This is a genomic window from Micromonospora sp. NPDC051141, assembly GCF_044455765.1.
In the GTDB taxonomy this organism is placed as follows: Bacteria; Actinomycetota; Actinomycetes; order Mycobacteriales; family Micromonosporaceae; genus Micromonospora.
In genome coordinates, this window is record NZ_JBITFD010000003.1 from 440,554 (window position 1) to 461,216 (window position 20,663).

Annotated in this window: 18 protein-coding genes; 10 read left to right on the forward strand and 8 right to left on the reverse strand. The window is 72.8% G+C overall.

Annotation, left to right across the window (positions count from 1 at the left end; genetic code table 11):
* Nucleotides 1–29: 29 nt before the first annotated feature.
* The gene (locus ACIA6B_RS07325) at nucleotides 30–1,403 is read left to right on the forward strand and encodes a hypothetical protein (RefSeq protein WP_396771872.1); all 1,374 of its coding nucleotides are present in this window, start codon (nucleotides 30–32) and stop codon (nucleotides 1,401–1,403) included.
* On the opposite strand, the gene ACIA6B_RS07330 is transcribed toward ACIA6B_RS07325, so the two are convergent.
* The 3 genes from ACIA6B_RS07330 to ACIA6B_RS07340 are packed head-to-tail and all read right to left on the reverse strand — an operon-like array spanning nucleotide 1,396 to nucleotide 5,707.
* Complete coding sequence (locus tag ACIA6B_RS07330; RefSeq protein ID WP_396771874.1) at nucleotides 1,396–3,705, reverse strand: CHAT domain-containing protein; 2,310 nt, start codon at nucleotides 3,703–3,705, stop codon at nucleotides 1,396–1,398. The genes ACIA6B_RS07325 and ACIA6B_RS07330 overlap by 8 nt on opposite strands.
* Nucleotides 3,702–4,862: a VWA domain-containing protein gene (locus tag ACIA6B_RS07335; protein WP_396771876.1), complete on the reverse strand. Its 1,161-nt coding sequence runs from the start codon at nucleotides 4,860–4,862 to the stop codon at nucleotides 3,702–3,704. Before ACIA6B_RS07335 ends, ACIA6B_RS07330 begins: the two co-directional genes overlap by 4 nt.
* Nucleotides 4,859–5,707: an AAA family ATPase gene (locus ACIA6B_RS07340; RefSeq protein WP_396771878.1), complete on the reverse strand. Its 849-nt coding sequence runs from the start codon at nucleotides 5,705–5,707 to the stop codon at nucleotides 4,859–4,861. Before ACIA6B_RS07340 ends, ACIA6B_RS07335 begins: the two co-directional genes overlap by 4 nt.
* Before the next feature lie 316 nt (nucleotides 5,708–6,023).
* Here ACIA6B_RS07340 and ACIA6B_RS07345 point away from each other — a divergent pair, with 316 nt between their 5' ends.
* Both ACIA6B_RS07345 and ACIA6B_RS07350 read left to right on the forward strand, forming a co-directional pair.
* Nucleotides 6,024–7,007 (forward strand): hypothetical protein, encoded by a 984-nt coding sequence (locus ACIA6B_RS07345; protein ID WP_396771880.1) that lies wholly within the window; start codon nucleotides 6,024–6,026, stop codon nucleotides 7,005–7,007.
* Nucleotides 7,004–8,002: a hypothetical protein gene (locus ACIA6B_RS07350; RefSeq protein ID WP_396771882.1), complete on the forward strand. Its 999-nt coding sequence runs from the start codon at nucleotides 7,004–7,006 to the stop codon at nucleotides 8,000–8,002. Before ACIA6B_RS07345 ends, ACIA6B_RS07350 begins: the two co-directional genes overlap by 4 nt.
* Before the next feature lie 57 nt (nucleotides 8,003–8,059).
* Here the strand turns inward: ACIA6B_RS07350 and ACIA6B_RS07355 are convergent, their stop codons facing one another.
* The 3 genes from ACIA6B_RS07355 to ACIA6B_RS07365 all read right to left on the reverse strand — a co-directional run bounded on the left by ACIA6B_RS07355 (nucleotide 8,060) and on the right by ACIA6B_RS07365 (nucleotide 10,088).
* Nucleotides 8,060–8,536, reverse strand: a complete 477-nt coding sequence (locus ACIA6B_RS07355) for a DUF6114 domain-containing protein (RefSeq protein ID WP_396771884.1) — start codon at nucleotides 8,534–8,536, stop codon at nucleotides 8,060–8,062.
* Nucleotides 8,537–8,538: 2 nt separating this feature from the next.
* On the reverse strand, nucleotides 8,539–9,168 hold the full coding sequence (locus ACIA6B_RS07360) for a DUF6230 family protein (RefSeq protein WP_396771886.1): 630 nt from the start codon (nucleotides 9,166–9,168) through the stop codon (nucleotides 8,539–8,541).
* 176 nt (nucleotides 9,169–9,344) lie between these two features.
* Nucleotides 9,345–10,088 (reverse strand): TetR/AcrR family transcriptional regulator, encoded by a 744-nt coding sequence (locus tag ACIA6B_RS07365; protein ID WP_396771888.1) that lies wholly within the window; start codon nucleotides 10,086–10,088, stop codon nucleotides 9,345–9,347.
* 180 nt (nucleotides 10,089–10,268) lie between these two features.
* Here ACIA6B_RS07365 and ACIA6B_RS07370 point away from each other — a divergent pair, with 180 nt between their 5' ends.
* From ACIA6B_RS07370 to ACIA6B_RS07380, 3 genes are all read left to right on the forward strand, one after another.
* Complete coding sequence (locus ACIA6B_RS07370; protein ID WP_396771890.1) at nucleotides 10,269–10,955, forward strand: Tat pathway signal sequence domain protein; 687 nt, start codon at nucleotides 10,269–10,271, stop codon at nucleotides 10,953–10,955.
* Between the two features lie 178 nt (nucleotides 10,956–11,133).
* Entirely contained in the window at nucleotides 11,134–12,432 is a 1,299-nt protein-coding gene (locus tag ACIA6B_RS07375; protein WP_396771892.1) for an aspartate aminotransferase family protein, read from the forward strand.
* A complete protein-coding gene (locus tag ACIA6B_RS07380) occupies nucleotides 12,429–13,919 on the forward strand; it encodes a CoA-acylating methylmalonate-semialdehyde dehydrogenase (RefSeq protein WP_396771894.1) in 1,491 nt (496 codons plus the stop codon). Before ACIA6B_RS07375 ends, ACIA6B_RS07380 begins: the two co-directional genes overlap by 4 nt.
* Here ACIA6B_RS07380 and ACIA6B_RS07385 read toward each other — a convergent pair.
* The gene (locus tag ACIA6B_RS07385; RefSeq protein ID WP_396771896.1) at nucleotides 13,891–15,240 is read right to left on the reverse strand and encodes an acyltransferase; all 1,350 of its coding nucleotides are present in this window, start codon (nucleotides 15,238–15,240) and stop codon (nucleotides 13,891–13,893) included. The genes ACIA6B_RS07380 and ACIA6B_RS07385 overlap by 29 nt on opposite strands.
* Before the next feature lie 145 nt (nucleotides 15,241–15,385).
* Between ACIA6B_RS07385 and ngcE the strand changes: the two genes are divergently transcribed.
* The 4 genes from ngcE (at nucleotide 15,386) to ACIA6B_RS07405 (ending at nucleotide 19,237) form a co-directional block, all read left to right on the forward strand.
* Complete coding sequence (gene ngcE, locus ACIA6B_RS07390) at nucleotides 15,386–16,801, forward strand: N-acetylglucosamine/diacetylchitobiose ABC transporter substrate-binding protein (RefSeq protein ID WP_396771898.1); 1,416 nt, start codon at nucleotides 15,386–15,388, stop codon at nucleotides 16,799–16,801.
* A 7-nt stretch (nucleotides 16,802–16,808) separates the two neighbouring features.
* Complete coding sequence (locus ACIA6B_RS07395; protein ID WP_396771900.1) at nucleotides 16,809–17,720, forward strand: carbohydrate ABC transporter permease; 912 nt, start codon at nucleotides 16,809–16,811, stop codon at nucleotides 17,718–17,720.
* Between the two features lie 98 nt (nucleotides 17,721–17,818).
* Nucleotides 17,819–18,592, forward strand: a complete 774-nt coding sequence (locus tag ACIA6B_RS07400; protein WP_199199721.1) for a carbohydrate ABC transporter permease — start codon at nucleotides 17,819–17,821, stop codon at nucleotides 18,590–18,592.
* Nucleotides 18,593–18,682: 90 nt separating this feature from the next.
* On the forward strand, nucleotides 18,683–19,237 hold the full coding sequence (locus tag ACIA6B_RS07405) for a hypothetical protein (RefSeq protein WP_396771902.1): 555 nt from the start codon (nucleotides 18,683–18,685) through the stop codon (nucleotides 19,235–19,237).
* Nucleotides 19,238–19,585: 348 nt separating this feature from the next.
* Here the strand turns inward: ACIA6B_RS07405 and ACIA6B_RS07410 are convergent, their stop codons facing one another.
* The gene (locus tag ACIA6B_RS07410) at nucleotides 19,586–20,575 is read right to left on the reverse strand and encodes an N-acetylglucosamine kinase (protein ID WP_396771904.1); all 990 of its coding nucleotides are present in this window, start codon (nucleotides 20,573–20,575) and stop codon (nucleotides 19,586–19,588) included.
* Nucleotides 20,576–20,663 lie beyond the last annotated feature (88 nt).

Here is a 20,663-nt window from a genome sequence, read left to right on the forward strand (position 1 = left end):
CGTGCGCGACGACGACCGCAGGAGGATCCGTGACCGTGATGAGCGCCGAGCGCCTCGAGGAACTCTGCCTTGCCCTGCGCCGGGGCGAGATCGCCTGCGACGACGACCTGGTGGCCGCCATCGAGGCCGACGTGGTGGCGTACGACCGTGACCCGCGCACCCAGGCGCCGCCCGACGACGTCGCCGAGTTGTTGCCGCTGATGGGCTGGCTGATGTACGAGGCGACCTGGTCGGCGCTGGAGCGGATTCCGAACCGGCGGGGCAGCGACGGCGACCGGGACCGGAACCACGAGTGGATCCTGCGGATCGCGAACGCGGCCCTCGACCTGCCGTGGCCGGAGTACGCCCCGCGGTCGTTGGGCGCGTTGCGGTCGTTGGCGCTCGCCGAGTCGAAGGAGGACACCCAGGCGTCCTACGACCGCGCGCAGGCCTTTCACCAGAAGGCACGCAACCGGCACGCCAGTTGTCTCTCCTACCACCGGGATCCGAAGAACGTCCCCTCCCCGTTCGCCGGGTTCGAGCTGCACTACGACGAGATGCTGCTCCAGTTGGTGCTGGCGGAGACCGGGACCGCGTGCCGGATCGCCGAGCGGGTGATCGACAGGTGGGCGGAGGAGTTCGCGGCCGAGGGCGACGACGCGGACCGACAGCGCCGCGAGGAACGCGTACAGATGATCTTCAGTGATCTGGCGGAGGGCGCGACCCGGGGCGAGGAGGCGCTCACGGCGGCCGAGCGCGTCGCGGAGCACGGCTTCGTCGACAGGCCGACGAAGGAGCGGCTGGCGCTGCCCACCAGCTTCGTCAACCCGGGGATCATGACCGCCCGGGCCATCCTGCTGATGCTGGGGTTGTATCCGGAGATGCAGCGGCTCGGCTACTTCCCGCTCGGCGACGACGACTCCTGGGACGACAGTCGGAAGGCCCTGGCGGCCCGCTTCGACCACGCCTACTCCAAGATCGAGAAGCCGATCCTGACCAGCGGGGGCGAGCCGCAGGAATTGCGGCACGGCCTCCGGCTCGCGGTGGTGCAGATCCGGTTGGCCGCCGGGCTGCTGATGCCGGGCCACCGGCTACCCAGCACGCTGACCTTCGCGCCGTGCCTCGCGCACGAGGTGCTCGACGACGACGCCGTGGAAGCCATGTCCGCCTGGTTGACGGAACCGGTCACCGACGCGAAGGGCCACGAGAGCCAGCGCAGCCACCTGCGCGGGTTCGGCGGCGCGGTCATGCCCAACTTCTTCGACGGCGTCGAGGAGTGCCGCGTCGCGTTCGGCGGCCGGCCCGGCTACCGCGCGTGGCGCGCACGCTGGTTCATCCTCGACAAGTACGCCAACGAGCCGGGCCGGGCCGGGCGGGTGTCGGCCGTGCTGGGCCGGCCGGTGAACCGGACCCGCCCTATCTGACGTAGGCGTTGAACAGCGCCCAGTTCGCCACCGGCTCGCCCAACCGCAGGTAGTGCAGTTGGGCGAGCCGGAGCGCGTGGTCGAGGCGGATCCCGGACCGCCGGACGAGCCCCACGAGATGGGCGGCCATCCGACTGGCCGGGAGTTTCGCCACCTCCTCGATCGCGGCGGCGACGGACCGCCCACCACCGGCCAGCACCGCCACCACGAGGCCGACCGGCTCGATGTCCGCCACGTTTGTCACCGCGCCGACCTGACAGGACACCATCAGCGTCGACGCCGGCCAGCGCAGGGCCAACGCGTACGCGGCGGACAACTGCGCCCCGGTGTCGGTCTCCTCCGGCAGGATCAGGTGCTGCCCGAGGCCGTGGCCGGTGCCGTGTGCCTTGACGTGGAGCAGTCCGCACTCCGTGCCCCGCCGGAGGGCCACGCTGATCCGCGGCGACGCGTGGGCGGTGGGCTCCTGGTCGTCGAACGGGCAGCGGCTCAGTGGGACGTCCCCCCGGCTCAGGTTCCAGGCTCGCCGTTCCAGGTGGTCCGACGGGCCGTCGTGGGCCAGCGGCACCAGCCGGACCAGCGCCGGGCCGGTGACCACCGGGGGCGGCGAGCCGGACAGGCAGGTCAGCACCGGGGTGTGGGTGAGCACGGCCCGGCGCACCAGCCGGGTGCCGGCGCTGTCGAGCACCAGCGCCGCCCAGGGCACCAGGCACAGCTCCTGGTGCGCCGAGATCACCAGCTCCAGCGGGTCCCCGGCCACCGCGTCGAGCCGGCCGCGCAGCTCGGCGGGGAGCAGGTCGAGGGCCAGCCGGTGCCAGTCCGGGTCACCCAGGTCGAGGTCGATCGGCGCCTGCGGGTCCCGGGCCCGTCGACCGGCGACGTAGGCGGCGAGCTGCGCACCCGGGGTGAACCGTTCGAAGAAGACACCGCCGCCCGGGGTGATCAGCGCGCGGAACCAGTTCGTCCCCGTGGCGAGGCTGTCCGGCAGGGCGGCGAAGTCGAGCGCGTACCTGCCGTCCAACGCGCGGCGCAGGGTGGTCAGGTCCGTCGGGGTGGGCAGCGTCATCTCCGCGAAGATCGGGTTCACCCGCTTCTCGATCCGCCGGTGCAGGGTGTCGATCTCCCGGTTCTGCTCCTCCCGCTGAGCCCGCACCGCACGCGCGTCCGCCCGGTGGTCGAGAGGATCGACCCGCTCGGCCTTGAGCACGTCGTCGATCAGGCCCTGGAGCTGGTTGGGCAGCAACGACACCTCGGCCCGCATCTGCGCGGCCAGCCCGGTCTGCTTGGCCGCCAGGCACATGCGCAGCCCCAGCTCGGCGGCGGCCGGGCCGGGCAGGGACGCGGCCAGCAGCGCGATGTCGCCGTAGACCCGGCGGAACGCCGTCGACAACGGGGTACGCGCCCGGGAGATCACTCCCCATCGGCTCCGGATCCCCTCGGCGACCGTCAGCGCCCGCCCCGCGAGCCCGACCGCGCGATCGTTCCCGTGCCCGGTCAGCGCGAGCAGCTCGGCGAGCGTGAGCGCCAGCGACAACTCGTAGACGTCGTGCTGGGGGTCGGCGATCCGGAACTCCGCCAGATGCGCCAGCGCCGCGGTCATCCGGGTGACGGCTTCGTCGGTGTCGCCGGTGGCCTGGTCGGCCAGCGCCAGGATGAAGCCGTAGCGGTGCCGGGTCGAGTAGGAGCTGGCCTCGGTCGACTCCCAGTAGGTCTGGGCCAACTCGCCGAGCGCGCTGTGCACCTCGGCGGCCTGGCCCAGCTCCAGCAGGCAGGCGCCGGTCTCGAAGTCGACGTCGCCGGCGCACGGCTCCGCGCCGCTGGCGAAGAAGAACTCGCGGTCCAGGGCCGCCGCCAGGGCCAGCGCGTCCGCGGGCCGCCCCGCCGCCCGGAGGCTGCGGATCAGCCGGTAGGTCACGGTCACCTCGGTCCACCTGTCGCGCACCGGCCCGTCGGCCGGCCGGATCTCGGCGAGCGCCGCCCCGTACAGCTCCTCGACGGCGGGCGTCGCGTCCAGCGGCTGACCCAGGTAGGCGCAGAACCGCAGGATGGTGGCCGCGTTCGCGTTGCCGTCGCTGCGGAAGGACCAGTCGTGGTCGACCTGTCCCGTCCATTCGCGGCGGGTGGTCGCCTCCACCAGGTACCGCTCGACCGCGATCCGGAGCAACGCCTCCTCGTTGTCGAACACCCGGGCCTTGTGGTCGTCCTTGCGCACGATGACCAACGCCTGCTCGGCGTCGTGGGCGAGCCGCAGCATGGTGTCGCGGGCCAGGGCGCGGCGTACCGCGTCGGCGAGGGCCTGGGTCACGTCGGGACACTCCACTTCCGGTGGTCGCGATGACGTCGGCAGCGCGGCCCGCAGCTCGGACAGGCCAGCATGCCGGCGAGGGTGCGCAGGGCCGCCGCGTCGGGCGTGGCGACCAGTTGGACGTACGGCAGGCTGCCCACCAGCGCCGGCGCGTACGGGGTGAACCCGGGATCGCCGGCCTTCGGGTGTCCCCAGATCACCGCGTGGGCCAGCCGGGAGAGTCGGCTGACCTGGGCCACCAGGGGCGTCGGATCGGCCAGCTCCCACCCGTCGGAGACGATCACCAGGTGCGCCGAGCGCACGACGCGGTGCCCGCCCCACACCCGGCCGAAGGCGGTGACGGCGGTCCCGAGCCGGGTGCCGGCGTCCCAGTCCGTGCGGCGGGCGGCCAGCGCGCGCATCGCCGCCTGCGGATCGCGGGACCGCAGCTCCCGGGTGATCCGGTCGAGCCGGGTGCCGATGGTGAACACCTCGGTGGTCAGCGGTGCGGCGGCGACCGCCGCGTACCCGAACCGCAGCAGCAGAGCGCGGTACGCCCGCATCGAGTAGCTGAGGTCGAGCAGCAGGACCAGGCGACGTCGCGCGTGGAGACGGCGGCGGTACCACAGCCGGGTCGGCTCACCCGCGGTGCGCATCATCGTCCGCGCGGTGCGGGACACGTCGACGTGCCGCCGTCCGCCGGCGGCGCGGCGCATCGTGCGGCGCAGCGGAACCGCAGTGGTGAACGCCGCGACGAGGGACGCCAGCTCGGCGCGGTCGGCGGCGCTCAACGTCCACGGTGGGGCGGTCGCCAGCCGCTCGCCGGAGCCGGCCCGGGACCGGGCCGATCCCGGGTCGGCGGTGTCGTCCCGGCCCGGCTCCTCGACCGTCGCCGGGCGGACCCGCGCGGGGCCGGGCAGCGCGGCGTCACCCGGCCCGGTGGACGCGGCCGGCCCGAACCAGGCGGCGAACGCGGCGTCGAAGACGGGCAGGTCCTCGCGGCGCGAGCACAACGTCAACCGGGTCGCCCAGTAGACGGCGTCCCGGTCGAGCCGCTCGTACGCGCCGAGCGCGCGCATCGCGGTGGCCACCCGCGCCACCTCGACGCGGAGCCCGTCGGCGCGGAGCCGGCCGGCGAACCCGACCAGGTCACGGACCGGGTCGTCGTCCGACGTCACGGGGCCTCCGCGCGCAGGACGTCGCGGACGGTCTCCTGGTCCTCGCGCTGCTTCACCAGCACCCCGAGCGCGTCGTCGGCGGCCTCGGCGACGGTGCGCCGGCCGAGCGCCGCGGCGGCGCGGGCGAAGGCGATCGACTCGGCGACCCCGGGTGGCCGCACCAGCGACAGTTGTCGCAGCTTGGCCATGGCGGCCGCGATCTGCGCGGCCAACGGCGTGTCCGCCACCTCCGGCACGTTGAGCCGGATGATCTCCGCCTCGTCCTCTTCGGCCGGATGGTCGACCCAGTGGTAGACGCACCGCCGTTTGAGGGCGCCGTGCACCTCCCGGGTGCCGTTGGAGGTGAGGACCACGAACGGCGGCTCGTCGATCGTGATGGTCTGGTAGTCGGGAATGGTGAGCGTCTCGCCTTCGAGCACCTCCAGCAGGAACGCCTCGAACTCGTCGTCGGCCCGGTCGATCTCGTCGACGAGCAACACCGACGGACGCTGCTGCACGGCCCGCAGAATGGGCCGGGGGATCAGGAACTCCTTGCGGTAGATCGACTCGCCGTCCGGGGTGCCGCGCAGGTGCAGCAGTTGGCGGGTGAAGTCCCACTCGTAGAGCGCCTGGGACCGGTCGATGCCGCTGTGGCACTGCAACCGGATCGGGGTGACGCCGAGCAGTTCGGCGATCTTCCTGGCCAGCACCGTCTTTCCCACGCCCGGGTCGCCTTCGAGGAACAGCGGCAGTTTGAGTTTCATCGCGAGGAAGACCGCCGCGGCGAGTCCGGGATCGGCCAGGTAGTTCAACCTCGCGAGTTCCTCCGCGATCCGTTCCGGGGTGGAGAAGGAAGCGTTCGGCATCGGTCGAGATTCGGCCCGGGGCCGCACGCCTGTCGATCCTATGAACGGGTGACCCGCCGTTACCGGTCGACCGAGCGGGCGCGCCACGACACGTGCGGACCGGCCCGCCGGGCGGGTCCTTCCGATCGATTCCGCCGGTGTCGCGGATACGGTGCCGGCCGGCCGGGCGACGTGCGGCCGAATCCGGGTTGACCGGCCACGATGCACGGTCCGACGCCGGGAGCGCCAGCGACCGACGGACGTCGTTGTCGTCTAGAGTGCGAGGCGCGGTCACGACCTCTCGGCCCGTCCGCGACGAGTTCCGCGAAGGAGAAACATGGTCAGTTTCGACGCTGTCGCCCTTCCGACTTGCGAGCCGCACTTCCGTCCGCAGGCGACGGCCGAGCAGATCCTCGCCTGGATCTCGTCGCCGCCGATGCGGGCGCTTGTCGAGGAGTACGGCGACGCCCTGCCGTCGGCCGGCGTCGGCGAGCTGCTGGAGTGGCTGGACGCGTTCTCCGACCGGCACTGGGATTTCCGCAAGCGGGGCAACGTCGAGCGCGACCAGGTGACCGCCCCGACGTTCGAGCCGGCCCGGGCGGCGCTCGTGCTCGCCGCGGCGACCGCCCTGCGTCTCGTCGAGCCGGTCGACCCGCCCCGGGCGGCGTACGACCACCTGCTCGTCCTGGGTGGTCTCGGGCGGGCCTGCCTGCAACGCACCGAGTACGCTGCCCGGCTCGTCCGCGACGGTGTCGTCTCCGTCGGCGAGGTGGCGGCGCTGGGCAGCTTCCGACCGCTCACCGAGCCGGAGACCACACTGCCCGGCCTGGCCGGCGGTCGGTTCGAGATGGACGCGATGGATGTCGGCGCGTGCCACGCGTTCGGGCTCACCGAGCCGGCGCGCGACGAGTCCTCCGCGGGGGCCGTCACGCACCGGTCCTGGCGGGTGCGCACCTACCGACCCGCCGGCGGCCCGCCGGTGCAGGTGCTCGCCGCGCCGTCCAGCGAGCCCGAGCTGCGTCGCGCCAACACCCCCGACACGTACGACTTCTGGGCCCGGCGCTCCCGCCTCCGCCCGTCCGACCGGATCCTCGTCGTCACCTCGCCGATCTACGTGCCGTTCCAGCACAGCGACGCGATCCGCATGCTGGCGGCGCGCTACGGCTGCGGGATCGACACGGTCGGGTTCGATCCGGCGCGGGCCACCGTGCCGCTCGCGCCGGACGCCACCAACCCCGACCGCTACCTCCAGGAGATCCGGTCCGGGATCCTGTCGATGCAGCGGCTGCACCGGGCGCTGGCCGGGAGTCTGGCCGCGTGACGGCGACGGTCTTCGCCGCGGTGCCGTTGCCCACCACCGGGCCGCCGGCGGGCCGGGTGGACGGGTCCGGCGTCGGCTCCGGTCCACCGGACCGGGCCGGGGTCGCCGAGGGGATCGCCTCCTGGGTGGACTCACCGGCCATGGCCGCGCTGCTGGCCGAGTTCGGTGGTGGACCGCGGCCGGCCGGCCCGCTCGGCGACCGGCTGGACGCGCTGGAGGAGTTCTCCGCCCGGTGGGACCACCGTCGGGGGCGGCTGGAACGCCACCAGGTGGTGGGGGAGAGCTTCGCCGCCGACACCGACGCGCGTATCCGGTCGGCGGCGAGGTCGTTGGGTCTGGCCGGCCGGGTGACGCCGCGGGGCCGGTCGTTCGACCACGTCCTGGTGCTCGGTGGTGGCGTCCGCACCATGATGGCCCGCGCGCATCTGGCCGCCACGATCCTGCGCCGGGGGGTCCGCGCCGGCTCGGTCGCGGGGCTGGGCAGCCTGCGGCCGATCCCGGAGCAGAACGTGGTCGCCGCCGGGCTCGGGCTGGGCGCCGTCGCGACCGAGGGCGACGCGGTGGACGAGGCGCTGCGGCACGCGTTCGGCGCGGCGCCCGCCACCGAACGGCGCTCCGGCACGACCGGGGCCGGCCAGCCCTGGTGGGTCCGGTCCCACCGGGACGTGGACCCGCCGGTGCACGTGCTGGCCGCGCCGTCGACCCGGCCGGGCGAGCGGGCCAACACGGCGGACACGTTGGTCGGCTGGGCGGAGCTGGTGCGGCCGGCGTCGGTCGGCGCGCGGCTGCTGGTGGTCACGACCGACATCTTCGTGCCGTTCCAGCACTGTGACGCGGTCCGGCTGCTGGGCCTGCGGTACGGCTGCGCGGTGGAGACGGTGGGCTTCGACAGCGGCGACGATCCGTGGGTCCCGCCGCCGGCGACCTCCGCGATCCTTCAGGAGGTCCGGTCCGCCATCCGGTCCATGCGGGTGTTGTACCAGGCGGTCGCCTGAGCGTGCCGGGCGCCGCCTCGGCCGGTCCGTCCCGGTCGGGCCGGTCGCGCGGCGCGGTCAGCCCCGGTCCAGCGGGACGACCTCCGTCGGGTCGTCGGCCGGCTCCCGGGGCGCGGGTGGGGGCGGGGCGGTGACCGGCGGGGCGCTCCCGGCCCGCTGTTTGTCCGGCGTCCAGGCGAACGCGAGCGCGCCGCCGACCAGCGCCAGCAGCATGCCGATGACGAACCCGCCGAGGTTCGAGGTGAGCCAGGAGACCAGCCCGAGCAGCAGCGACAGCAGCGCGTAGAAGACGCGTTGCTGCGGGGTGGCGACCAGCAGCGCCCCGCAGAGCACGAGGATCGCCGGGACCAGGTAGGCGGCCAGTCCCTGCGGCCCGACGTGCAGCAGCACCCCGAGCGGCGCGCGCAGCGTCACCAGCATCTCGATGCCGCCGAGCGTGACGAGCAGGCCGGCGGTGAACGGGCGGGCCCGCCGCCAGCGGCGCCAGCGCCCGCCGGGGCGGGCGGCCGGCGCCGCGTGTAGTCCGACGGTCATCGTCAGCACCCGTCGGAGCTGAAGCCCATGTGCAGGTTGGGCAGCGTGAAGACCGCGGCGGTGGTGGCGTAGTTGTTCTGCCGCAGGTTGGTGATGGTCACCGAGTCGGCCTGCTGGGCGAAGACGCCGGGGTTGCCCTTCACGCCGGGGACCTGGTCGACGGTGCTGGCGTCCTGCCCGACGTTGATGTTGCGGAACGAGGCGTTGCCGGCGACCTCGTCGCCGTCGACGACGAGCGTGCGGGCGGAGACCGGCTTGCCGGAGCCGCCCGCGGTGATCCGCAGGTTGATTCCACCCAGGCTGATGCTCTGGCAGAGGTTGGTCAGTTCGGCCTTGTCGATGGCCGACACGATCACCACCACCTGGCCACCGGTGTCGCCCTGGTTGGGGCTGTCCGGGATCATCTGGTCGAGCGTGGCGAACTGCTCGAAGCCGGTGCCTTCGAGTTTGTCGGCGGTGACGGTGAACGGCATGCCGGAGATGGCGAACTGCGCGCCGAGCACGCCCTGCGCGGTCAGCACTACCATGCCGGCGGCGCCGGCCGCGACGGCGCCGAGCGTGACGGCGAAGCGGCGCCAGCGTACGCCGCTGCTCGGCTGGTCGGGCTCGATCGGTGCGGTCTGCTCCGACATGGCGGCTTCCTTTCGAGATCAATTCATTCGCGACGATGTGAATTGGATTCGCAGGATTTCGCGCCAGGGGCGCAGGCCGAAGTTACCGCTGGGTAAAGTGGCGGTCAACAGAGAGTTCGCCGGCATGTGCCAAATGTGGCCAAAGTGAAAAACCGCAGCGGTTTCTCACCGGATCGTCAGTCGGCCGCGCACGGCGCGGTCGTGCTCGGGCCGTCGTCCGGGCCGGCGCGCCGGGTGGCCCGGCGCGCGCCCTCGGGCCCGAGGAACGGCGCGGTGGCCGCGTACGTGAGCACCGGCAGCAGCAGCGGCAGCTCCTCGGCCCGCCCCTGTGCCACCCGGGCGCGGATGGTGGCGTGGATGCCGCCGACCACCGTGGACACCAGCACGTCGCGATCCACCCCGGCGACCGCCGGCCCCGGTCCGGCGTCGGCGAAGAACCGGCGGAAGCTGTGCAGCAGCGCGTCGCGTTCCCGGCGGGCGTCCGGGCCGGCGGCGTCCACCTCGACCAGCGCCATCCGGGCGAAGGCGGGCACGCTGGCCAGTACGTCGAGCAGGGTGCGCAGCGCGGCCCGGGCGGCGTCCGGCCAGGCCGGCCCGGCGTCGGCGTAGGCGGTCTCCATGAGCTGCGAGACCACCGCGATGCCGTGCCGGTAGGTGGCGAGGAACGCGTCCTGCTTGCCGCTGAACAGGGCGTAGAAGGCCGGCCGGGTGACGCCGGCGGCATGGCAGATGTCGGTGACCCGGGCGTTGTCGTACCCCCGGGTGGCGACCTCGCGGACCAGCCCGTCGAAGAGGCGGTCGCGCTGGGTCGCGGCCACCTCCTCGGCCGGTACCCGCCGGGGCCCGCGCTTGATGGCGCGGTCCGGGTCGCGGCCGTGCCGGGCACCCGGCAGCGGTGCCGGCGGAGGCGGGCTCTGCATGGTCAAGATATCGGCCTTCCTTGATGCGTTGACTTTACGACCCTCTGAGGTTTATAACTTTCGACACGCTCAGTTCACAGCCCGTCACCATTGGTGATCACCACGGAAGGGCTCGAACGGCCGTCATTATCGCCGTCCGGTTCCACCACCACCCCCGTCCCACCGCCGGAAGGAACCACCATGCCCAGGTACGGACGCATCGGCGCGGGCCTCGCCGCCCTGACGCTGCTGACCGGTCTGGTCGGCGCCACCCCCGCCACCGCCGCCCCCTCCACCTCGCTGGCCAGCGCCGTGCTGACCTACCCCACCGCGGCCGGCACCGCCGTGTCGGTCAACGACGTCATCCAGGCCAGCCTGAAGACCGGCACCAACGCGACGTTCTACTCCTCGGCCAGCGGCACCACCGGGGTCAAGTGCGCCGCGTCCGCGTTCAGCGCCAAGGTGCTGAGCAACCCGACCGCTCCCGGCACCGCCACCGAGAGCCTCACCGCCCAGTCGTTCACGAGCTGCACCAGCAACATCATCGGCACCACCGGCGTGCAGAGCGTGACCGTCAACAACCTGCCGTACGCGACGTCGGTCACCAGTGGCGGCGTGGTCACCATCTCCGGCACCTCGACCGCGCCGATCCAGAGCACCGTGGTGTTGAACTCGCTGCTCGGCCCGATCACCTGCGTCTACCGGACCAGCACCAACAAGCTGACCGGCGTGGCGTCCAACGCCACCAACTCGATCGCGTTCACCAACCAGACCCTGACCAAGTTCTCCGGCACGTCGCTCTGCTTCAGCACCGCGTACTTCACCGCGACGTACTCGCCGGTGCGCGACACCAGCAAGACCGGCAGCCCGGCGGTCTTCGTCAACTGACCACCCGGCCCACCGGCCGGTGCGCGGCGGTTCGCCGCGCACCGGCCCCGCCGTGCGCCCGCCCCGACGGGTACGTGGTGTCAGGTGGACGGGGTCGCCGCGCGACACAGTGACAGTTGTCCCGGTCCCGGCGCGGTGGCAGCGTGCGGGAACCAGACCCGCCGCTGAAGGGTGCGCGATGACCGACGACCTGCTGGCCCGGCACCGGGCCGTGCTCCCGTCCTGGATGCCGCTCTACTACGCGGAACCACTCGAACTGGTCGCCGGCTCCGGCCGCCGGGTGACCGACTCGGCCGGCCGCAGCTACCTGGACTTCTTCGGTGGCGTGCTGACCAACATGATCGGCTACGACATCCCGGAGATCCGCGAGGCGGTCGAGCGGCAACTGCGCACCGGCCTGGTGCACAGCTCCACGCTCTACCTGATCCGGCAGCAGGTCGACCTGGCCGAGAAGATCGCCCGGCTCTCCGGCATCCCGGACGCCCGCGTCTTCTTCACCAACTCCGGCACCGAGGCGAACGAGGCGGCGCTGCTGGTCGCCACCAACCACCGCCGCTCGCACCAGATCCTCGCGGTGCGCAACAGCTACCACGGCCGGTCGTACGCGACCATGGGCGTCACCGGCAACCGTGGCTGGACGGCGAGCGCGCTCAACCCGTTGCAGGTGGCCTGGCTGCACTCCGGTGAGCGGCTGCGCGGCCTGCTGGCCCGGCTCGACGCCGCCGACCGGGTGGACGCCGCGGTCGAGGACCTGCGCGAGGTGCTCGCCACCCAGACCGCCGGCGACGTGGCCTGTCTGATCGCCGAGCCGATCCAGGGCGTCGGCGGTTTCACCTACGCCCCGGACGGGCTCTTCGCGGCCTGGAAGAAGGTGCTCGACGAGCACGGCATCCTGCTGGTCAGCGACGAGGTGCAGACCGGCTGGGGGCGCACCGGCGAGCACTTCTGGGGCTACCAGGCGCACGGCGTCACGCCGGACCTGCTCACCTTCGCCAAGGGCATCGGCAACGGCTTCGCGCTGGCCGGCGTGGTGGGTCGGGCCGAGGTGCTGGAGACGGTGCCGGCGATCAGCTTCTCCACGTTCGGCGGCAACCCGGTCTCCACCGCCGCCGGCAACGCGGTGCTCGACTACCTGCTCGACCACGACCTCCAGGCCAACGCCGCCCGGGTCGGCGCGATCCTCGCCGACGGCCTGCGGGCCGCCACCGCCGGCCTGGACCGGGTCGCCGAGGTCCGCGGCAAGGGCCTCATGCTGGCCGTCGAGTTCGTCCGCCCCGGCACCGTCGAGCCGGACCCGGAGCTGACCGCCCGGGTCTTCGAGGCGTGCCGGGCCGGCGGTCTGCTGGTCGGCAAGGGCGGCCTGTACGGCAACGTGGTGCGGATGGGCCCGCCGCTGACGCTGACCGAGGACGAGGCCCGCGAGGGTCTGGCCATCCTGGTCGACGCGATCCGGGCCTGCGTGGCGGTGCCGGCATGACCGTCATCGGGCACTACGTCGACGGCAAGCGGACCACCGGGGACTCCGAGCGGCGCGGGGACGTCTTCGACCCGGCCACCGGCCGGCGTACCGGCCGGGTGGCGCTCGCCGGGACCGCCGACGTGGCCGGCGCGGTGCAGGCCGCCGAGCGCGCGGCCCGCGGCTGGCGGGACGCCTCCCTGGCCCGGCGCACGGCGGTGCTGTTCGCCGTCCGGGAGCTGGTGCACGCCCGCCGGGACCAGCTCGCCGAGGTGATCACCGCCGAGCACGGCAAGGTGCTCGCGGACGCCGCCGGCGAGGTGCAGCGCGGCCTGGAGGTGATCGAGTACGCCTGCGGCATCGCCCCGGCGCTGCGCGGCGGGTTCAGCGAGAACGTCTCCACCGAGGTCGACTCGTACAGCCTGCGGCAGCCGCTGGGCGTGGTCGCGGTGATCTCCCCGTTCAACTTCCCGGTGATGGTGCCGCTCTGGTTCGTGCCGGTGGCGATCGCCTGCGGCAACGCGGTGGTGCTCAAGCCCAGCGAGAAGGACCCGAGCGCGGCGCTGCTGCTGGCCGAGTGGTTCACCGAGGCGGGCCTGCCCGACGGGGTGTTCAACGTGGTCAACGGCGACAAGGAGGCGGTCGACGCGTTGCTCGACCACCCCGGCGTCCGGGCCGTGTCGTTCGTCGGCTCGACCCCGGTGGCCCGGTACGTGCACCAGCGTGGCGCGCTGGCCGGCAAGCGGGTGCAGGCGCTGGGCGGGGCGAAGAACCACATGGTGGTGCTTCCCGACGCCGACCTGGACCTGGCCGCCGACGCCGCGGTCAACGCCGGTTTCGGCTCGGCGGGGGAGCGGTGCATGGCGATCTCCGCACTGGTCGCGGTGGAGCCGGTGGCCGACGCGCTGGTGGCCCGCATCGCCGCGCGGATGGGCCGGCTGCGCACCGGGGACGGCCGACGCGGCTGCGACATGGGGCCGCTTGTCACCGCCGCGCACGCGGAGCGGGTCCGCAGCTACGTGGAGTCCGGGATCGCGGCCGGCGCGGTGCCGGTGGTGGACGGGCGGGACGTCACCCCGGACGGCGAACCCGGCGGCTTCTGGCTCGGCCCGACGCTGTTCGACCACGTCACGCCGGAGATGTCGATCTACACCGACGAGATCTTCGGCCCGGTGCTGGGCGTGCTGCGGGTCGACTCGTTCGACGAGGCGGTGGAACTGGTCAACGCCAGCCCGTACGGCAACGGCACCGCGATCTTCACCAACGACGGCGGCGCGGCCCGGCGCTACCAGCACGAGGTGGAGGCCGGCATGGTCGGCATCAACGTGCCGATCCCGGTGCCGATGGCGTACTACTCCTTCGGCGGCTGGAAGGCGTCGCTCTTCGGCGACCTGCACGCGCACGGCGCCGACGGGGTGGCGTTCTTCACCCGGGGCAAGGTGGTCACCAGCCGCTGGCTCGACCCGCGCCACGGCGGGGTCAACCTCGGCTTCCCCACCCAGACCTGAGCAGCCGCAGCAGGCCCGCCCCGGCCAGGTAGGCGACAAGCGCCGGGACGGGCAGGCCGAGCGGCGCCGGCGCGGCCTTCGGCGCGCGGCTGTTCAGCAGTAGGCCGGCGACCAGCCCGGCGTACCCGATGACGGCGAGCGTGGTGCGCAGCCGTCGGCCGCCGTCGCCGGCCGGGCCGGTCGGGGGTGGGCGGCGGGTGCGGGCCTCGACCGGGCCGAAGACGGCGACCAGCGCGGCCAGCACCACGGTCAGGGCGAGCAGCCACGGCACCCGCCAGCCCCACCAGGCCGCCGCGCCGACCGGGGGCGTGGGCAGCACGCCGAGCGCGTCCAGCAGGCCGACCAGCAGAATCGCGGCGGTCAGGTGCCACAGGAAGACGGTGAGCACCACCGCGTTGACCGCGATCACCGCCTGCCACGGGCCGGGCCGCCGCAGCCAACGGCCGGCCGGGCGGCGCAGCAGCAGGATCAGCCCGAGCTGGGCGGTGGCGGCGGCGAGCAGCGCCAGACTCGGCGGCGCGGCATTGTCCAGCCGTTCGCCGGGCACGTGCAGCATCGCCACCGGGTACGGCCCGACCACGGTCAGCAGCACCAGCGCGACCGACCCGACCGCCAGCAGCGTGCCGGCGGCCCGGCGGCCCAGCGGCAGCCGGCGACGGCGCGGACCGGCCCGGCTCGCGTCGAACCAGGCGAAACCGAGCTGGTGCACGGCCAGCCAGGCGAACAGGTAGTTGCCGTCGGCCAGGACCGCCGGGCCGAGGAGCCGACCGAGGTCGCCGAGCGCGACGAGCGCGACGAGCACCACCGGCACGGCCAGCCCGAACCGGCGGTGCAACGCGGTCATCGGCGGGGTCAGCGCCACCACCACGAAGTAGGCGACCAGGAACCAGAGCGGAATGGTGGCGAACCAGACCACGGTCCGGACCTGCGTCGGGTCGGCGCCGCGCGCCGAGGCGACCGCCGCGCCGGCGGCCAGCACCAGCAGCAGCGTGGTGGTCGGCCGGACCAGCCGGGCGCTGCGGTCCACCAGCCAGCCGGTCGCGGTCCCGCCCCGACCGCGGCGGGCGGCAAGCGAGGCGGCGTTGGCGTAGCCGCCGACCAGGAAGAACACCGGCATCACCTGGGCCAGCCAGGTCAGCGGCCAGGCCCAGGACAGGTCGGCGAGCGCCGAGTGGCCGGCCGGGCGGCCGTGGTCGTACCCGATCGCGGTCACGCCCCAGTGGCCGAGCACGACCATCGTGATGGCCAGCGCCCGGAGCAGGTCGACGTAGCGCTCCCGCCCCGGCGGCGTGCGCTCGGCGAGCTGCCGCAGGCGGCGCATGGACCCAGGCTATGCCAGTCGGCTCCGGCCGGGACGGATAACGGATCGGCCATGAGGTCTTGTGGTCCGCGTCGCGTCGGCGTAGAAATTCTTCAACGAAAATGTGCTCTGTGAAGAGAAGCGACGGAGTCACCGAGGAGATGCGATGAACAGGCGTGAGATCCTCCGGCGCAGTGCCGCCGCCGGTCTGCTGGCCACCCCCGCCGCCGGGCTGCTCGCCGGCTGTGCCACCTCCGGTGGCGACGACAAGGGCGACGGCGGCACGTACCAGGGCACCAAGAGCGAGCAGAACCCGCTCGGCGTCAAGGAGGACGCGCCACTCGAAGTGGTGATCTTCAACGGCGGCTTCGGCGAGGAGTACGCCAAGGCCCACGAGGCGATGTACCGGGAGAAGTACCCGAAGGCGGAGATCAAGCACTCGGCCACCCAGGAGATCAGCAAGACGCTCCAGCCGCGCTTCGTCGACGGCAGCCCGCCGGACGTGGTCAACAACTCCGGCGCCGGCCAGATCGACTTCAACGGCCTGGTCTCGCAGAACGCGCTGGCCGACCTCGGTGAGCTGCTCGCCGCGCCCAGCCTCGACGTACCGGGCAAGACGGTCAGGGACACGCTGCTGCCCGGCACCGTCGAGGTCGGCTCCTACGACGGCAGGTTCCTGGTGCTCAACTACACCTACACGGTGTACGGCATCTGGCACTCGACCAAGCTCTTCGCCGACCGCGGCTGGAACTACGCCAAGACCTGGGACGAGCACATCGCGCTCTGCCGGCAGATCAAGGCCGCCGGCATCGCCCCCTGGACGTACGCCGGCCTGCACCCGCGCTACATGAGCTGGCCGGTGATCTCCACCGCGATCAAGCTGGGTGGCCCGTCCGTCGCGCTGGCCATCGACAACCTGGAGCCCAACGCCTGGAAGTCGGACGCCATGAAGACGGCCGCCGACGCCTGGCACCAGATCGTCAAGGACAAGTTCATCCTCGCCGGCTCCCCGGGGCTGGACCACAAGCAGTCGCAGACCGCCTGGTGCCAGGGCAAGGCCGCGTTCATCTCCTGCGGCTCCTGGCTGGAGAGCGAGCAGAAGGACGTCACCCCGGCCGGCTTCAACATGACGGTCGCGCCGACCCCGAGCCTGGGCAGCGGCGACAAGCTGCCGTTCGAGGCGATCCGGGGCACCGCGGGCGAGCCGTTCATGGTGCCGGCGAAGGCGAAGAACACCGCCGGTGGGCTGGAGTACTTCCGGACCATGCTGTCGCGCAAGGGCGCCCAGGACTTCACGAAGAAGGTCGCCAGCCTGCCCGTGGTCGCCGGCGCCACCGACGGCGTCGAACTGCCGTTCGGGCTGGCCACCGTGGTCAAGGCACTGGACGCGTCCGGCGCGAACGGGTTCAACTGGGTCTACAACAACTACTACCGCAAGCTGGAGCGCAACCTGGTCGACGCGGCCTGCGGCGAGTTCTTCAGCGGCCGGATCTCCCCGACCGAGTTCCTCGACCAGTGCCAGCGGGGCGCCGACTCGATCGCGCAGGACAACTCCGTCAAGAAGTACAAGCGGGCCGCGTGACGATCGGATGCGACACGGCCGACTCCCGCTGATCCTCAGCTTCCTGCTGCCACCGTTGGCGATCTACGGCATCTTCGTGCTCTCGCCGTACCTCCAGGCGTTCCAGATCTCGACGACCGACTGGCTGGGCTACTCCGCGCAGGCCGACCAGGTCGGCCTGGCGAACTTCCGCACCCTGCTGCACGACGGGTACGTCTGGAACGCGTTGAAGAACAACGCGATCCTGCTCGCGGTGGTGCCGGTGGTGACCATCGCGCTGGGTCTCTTCTTCGCCAGCATGCTCACCATGGGTGGGCGAAAGGGCCGCGCCGGGGTGACCGGGGTACGCGGCACCGCGCTCTACCGGCTGGTCTACTTCTTCCCGCAGGTGCTCTCCGTGGTGATCATCGCGTTGCTGTGGAAGGAGATCTACAGCCCGACCAGCGGCCTGCTCAACGGCGCCCTGCGCGCGATCGGGCTGGCCGACCCGCCGGCCTGGCTGGGCGACCCGCGGTTCGCGTTCTGGTGCGTGCTGGCCGTGATGGTGTGGAGCAACGTCGGGTTCTACGTGGTGCTGTTCGGCGCCGCCATGCAGGCCATCCCGCGCGACATCTACGAGGCGGTGCTGCTCGACGGCGCGTCCCGCGCCACCATGCTGCGGAAGATCACCATCCCGCTGCTCTGGGACACCATCCAGGTGGCCTGGATCTACCTGGCCATCGCCGCGCTTGACGGCTTCATCCTGGTCCAGCTCATGACCAACGGCGGGCCGAACTTCTCCTCCGACGTGATCGGCCTGCGGATGTACGACACCTCGTTCGGCAGCGAGAACAAGTTCGGGTACGCCTCCGCGATCGGCGTGGCCATGTTCTTCCTGACCCTCTCGGTGGCGGTGCTGGCGCTGCGCACCGCCCGGCGTGATCGGATCGAGTACTCGTGAGCACCGTGCGGGCCGGGGGCCCGGCCGACCGTCCGCCGCGCCGCGAGACGGGCGTGGCCAACGTCTTCTCGCACGGCTTCCTGCTGCTCTGGGCCGCGATGACCATCCTGCCGCTGGCCTGGATGCTGCTCAGCTCCCTGAAGAGCAACGGCGAGATCATCGCCGACCCGTGGGGGCTGCCGGAGGCGCTGCGGTTCGACAACTGGGCGCGCGCCTGGACCACCGCCCACATCGGCCGGTTCTTCCTGAACAGCCTGGTGGTGGTGGCCGGCTCGCTGAGCCTGACCATGCTGCTCGGCGCCACCGCCGCGTACGTCTTCGCCAGGTACGAGTTCCGCGGCCGTCAGGTCGTCTACTACCTGTTCGTCGGCGGCATGATGTTCCCGGTGTTCCTGGCCCTGGTGCCGCTCTTCTTCGTGGTGCGCAGCGTCGGCCTGCTCGGCACCTGGCCGGGGCTGATCCTGGTCTACACGGCGTACTCGCTGCCGTTCACGGTGTTCTTCCTGACCGCCTTCTTCCGGACGCTGCCGACCTCGGTGGCGGAGGCCGCGATGATCGACGGATGCGGCCACTTCCGGCTCTTCTTCCGGGTGATGCTGCCGATGGCGCGACCGGGACTGATCAGTGTCGGCATTTTCAACTTCCTCAGTCACTGGAACCAGTTCCTGCTGCCGCAGGTGCTCATCCCCGGCGACGGGCCGAACCGGATGCTCGCCCAGGGCCTGAGTTCGCTGGCGGTCAGCCAGGGTTACGCCGGCGACTACGCCCAGCTCTTCGCCGGGCTCACCATCGCGGTGCTGCCGGTGCTGGTGGTCTACGTGGCGTTCCAGCGGCAGATCCAGGCCGGACTGACCGCCGGGCAGCTCAAGTGAGGTGGTGGTTGCCACAGGCAACGGGACAGTGCGGATGATCGAGTTCCCATAGGGTGAGCCGGCACACTCACCTTGTTGACAGGAAACTCCATGTTTTTTCTCATCTACACGCTGTTGTTGCTGCTCGGCGGCATCGCGATGGTCGCCGTCGGCGTCGCCATCAAGGAGCAGGGAACCGGGTCGCGGGTCCTCAACGTGATCGTCGGCCTGGCCTTCTTCGCGTACGGCTTCTACCTGCTGTTCCTCTTCGACGGCGGCAGCTACCGGATCTTCTTCTACGTCTTCATCCTGCCGATCCTGCTGATCGTGCGCGCGGTGAAGGCCCGCCGCGAGGCTCGCGAGCAGGCCGCCGCGCACCAGTTCGCCGGCGCGCCGCAGGGCCACCCCGGCCACCCCGGCCAGCCGACGGCCCCGTACCCGGGCCAGTCGGGCCACCCGGGTCAGCCGGCGCCGCAGCCCCAGTACGGGCAGCCCGTGTCCCAGGGCTGGCAGCCGCCCCAGCCGGGGAATTCGGCCCAGCCGGGTCACCCGGGACAGCAGATGGCGCAGCACCCGGGTCAGCCGGGTCACCCGACTCAGCCGACTCACTCGGGTCAGCCGGGTCACCCGGGTCAGTCGGGATGGTCCGGCGGCCCGATCGGCTGACCAGGCTTGCCCAGGGCCGGTCGACCTCGTGTCGGCCGGCCCTTCGCTCGCTCGGCGACACGAGTGGCCTGTCCGATTCTGATCTGCGCCATGGACGGGGGTGACCGGTGGCGTGGTGGCGGCGGGCGCGGGACGGCGGGCCCCGGGGCGGGCGGTCGGTACGACGTGCCTACGAACTTGAGTACAGGGATGGGTCACCACGCTGACCCACCTGCGCGCTCAAGTTCGTAGGCACGTCGACCGCAGGTGCGTCCCGGGACGGTCGCCACCGTTGCTCTCGCCGGTGCGGGTGACGCCGCGACCGCAGCCGACGCGAATGGGCGCGGACCGGCGCGACGCCGGGGGTGGTCAGGCGGGGGACGGGACGAGTCGGGCGTGCAGCGCCGCCGGGTCGGTGACCTCGGGCAGGTCCCGGGCGGCGAGCCAGGCCGCGGCGGCGGCGCCGTCCCCGGCGGAGTACAGCGGGGCGGCCGGCCAGCGGCGGGCCAGTTCGGCGCGGACGACGGTGGCCAGCGGGGTGTCGCCGGTGAGCAGGCCGCCGCCGAGCACCACCGGGTCGGTCGCGTCGGCGGGACGGATCCGGGAGACGCTCTCGGCCAGCAGCGCGGCGGCCTCGGCGACGATCGCCCTGGCGGCTTGCTCGCCCCGGCGGGCGGCGGTGACGACGAGTGGCGCGAGTCGGGCCAGGTCCACCGGCGGTCGTCGGGTGACCGCCTGCACCACGGCCCCGGCGGTCTCCCGGGGGCGGGCGGCCACCTCGGTCGAGCCGGTCAGTTCCGCCAGCACACGGCGGGCCAGATCCCCCGGCGCCTCGGCCCGGTCCAGGTCGGTCAGGAGCCGGCGGACCGCCTCCCGTCCCAGCCAGAACCCGGAGCCCGCATCGCCGAGCAGCCAACCGTGGCCGTCGGCGACGCGGTCCAGGCGGAGCGCGTGCACCTGCGCGGCGATCGCGCCGGTGCCGGCGATCAGCACGGTGCCGTCCGGGGCGGCGGTGCCGGAGGCGTACGCGACCAGGGCGTCGCCGTGCACCGTGTACGGGCAGCGCAGCCCGGCCTCGGCCCACGCCCGGTCGAAGGCGGCGCGTCCCTCGGGGTCGGCGCGGAGGCGGCCGGCGCCGGCGAGGCCGATCACGCCGGCGCGTACCCGGGTCGGATCGACCTCGGTGAGCGCCGCGCGGAGGGCGGCGAGCAGTTCGGCGGCGGCCCGGTCGGCGCCGTGGCTGGTCGGGTTGCCGCCCCCGGCCCGGCCGGTGCCCAGGCGTGCGCCGTCGAGGCTCACGGCGGTGGCGCGGGTGGACGTGCCTCCCACATCGAGGCCGACCACGACGGTGTCCGACATGGTCCTCATGCTGTCCGGCCGGGCCCTCCGCGCGCAAGATCGCGGCCGTGCGCCAGGTAACAGTTTGAAAACTTCGCCCACGCTCTTG

Bases quoted from the DNA above. Each gene is read 5' to 3' on its own strand.
- ACIA6B_RS07400 (WP_199199721.1), top strand. From the start codon at position 17,819: ATGACCATCCTGCCGCTGGCCTGGATGCTGCTCAGCTCCCTGAAGAGC.
- ACIA6B_RS07340 (WP_396771878.1), bottom strand. From the start codon at position 5,707: ATGCCGAACGCTTCCTTCTCCACCCCGGAACGGATCGCGGAGGAACTC.
- ACIA6B_RS07405 (WP_396771902.1), top strand. From the start codon at position 18,683: ATGTTTTTTCTCATCTACACGCTGTTGTTGCTGCTCGGCGGCATCGCG.
- ngcE (WP_396771898.1), top strand. From the start codon at position 15,386: ATGAACAGGCGTGAGATCCTCCGGCGCAGTGCCGCCGCCGGTCTGCTG.
- ACIA6B_RS07380 (WP_396771894.1), top strand. From the start codon at position 12,429: ATGACCGTCATCGGGCACTACGTCGACGGCAAGCGGACCACCGGGGAC.
- ACIA6B_RS07365 (WP_396771888.1), bottom strand. From the start codon at position 10,088: ATGCAGAGCCCGCCTCCGCCGGCACCGCTGCCGGGTGCCCGGCACGGC.
- ACIA6B_RS07410 (WP_396771904.1), bottom strand. From the start codon at position 20,575: ATGTCGGACACCGTCGTGGTCGGCCTCGATGTGGGAGGCACGTCCACC.
- ACIA6B_RS07345 (WP_396771880.1), top strand. From the start codon at position 6,024: ATGGTCAGTTTCGACGCTGTCGCCCTTCCGACTTGCGAGCCGCACTTC.
- ACIA6B_RS07375 (WP_396771892.1), top strand. From the start codon at position 11,134: ATGACCGACGACCTGCTGGCCCGGCACCGGGCCGTGCTCCCGTCCTGG.
- ACIA6B_RS07385 (WP_396771896.1), bottom strand. From the start codon at position 15,240: ATGCGCCGCCTGCGGCAGCTCGCCGAGCGCACGCCGCCGGGGCGGGAG.
- ACIA6B_RS07370 (WP_396771890.1), top strand. From the start codon at position 10,269: ATGCCCAGGTACGGACGCATCGGCGCGGGCCTCGCCGCCCTGACGCTG.
- ACIA6B_RS07355 (WP_396771884.1), bottom strand. From the start codon at position 8,536: ATGACCGTCGGACTACACGCGGCGCCGGCCGCCCGCCCCGGCGGGCGC.
- ACIA6B_RS07395 (WP_396771900.1), top strand. From the start codon at position 16,809: ATGCGACACGGCCGACTCCCGCTGATCCTCAGCTTCCTGCTGCCACCG.
- ACIA6B_RS07360 (WP_396771886.1), bottom strand. From the start codon at position 9,168: ATGTCGGAGCAGACCGCACCGATCGAGCCCGACCAGCCGAGCAGCGGC.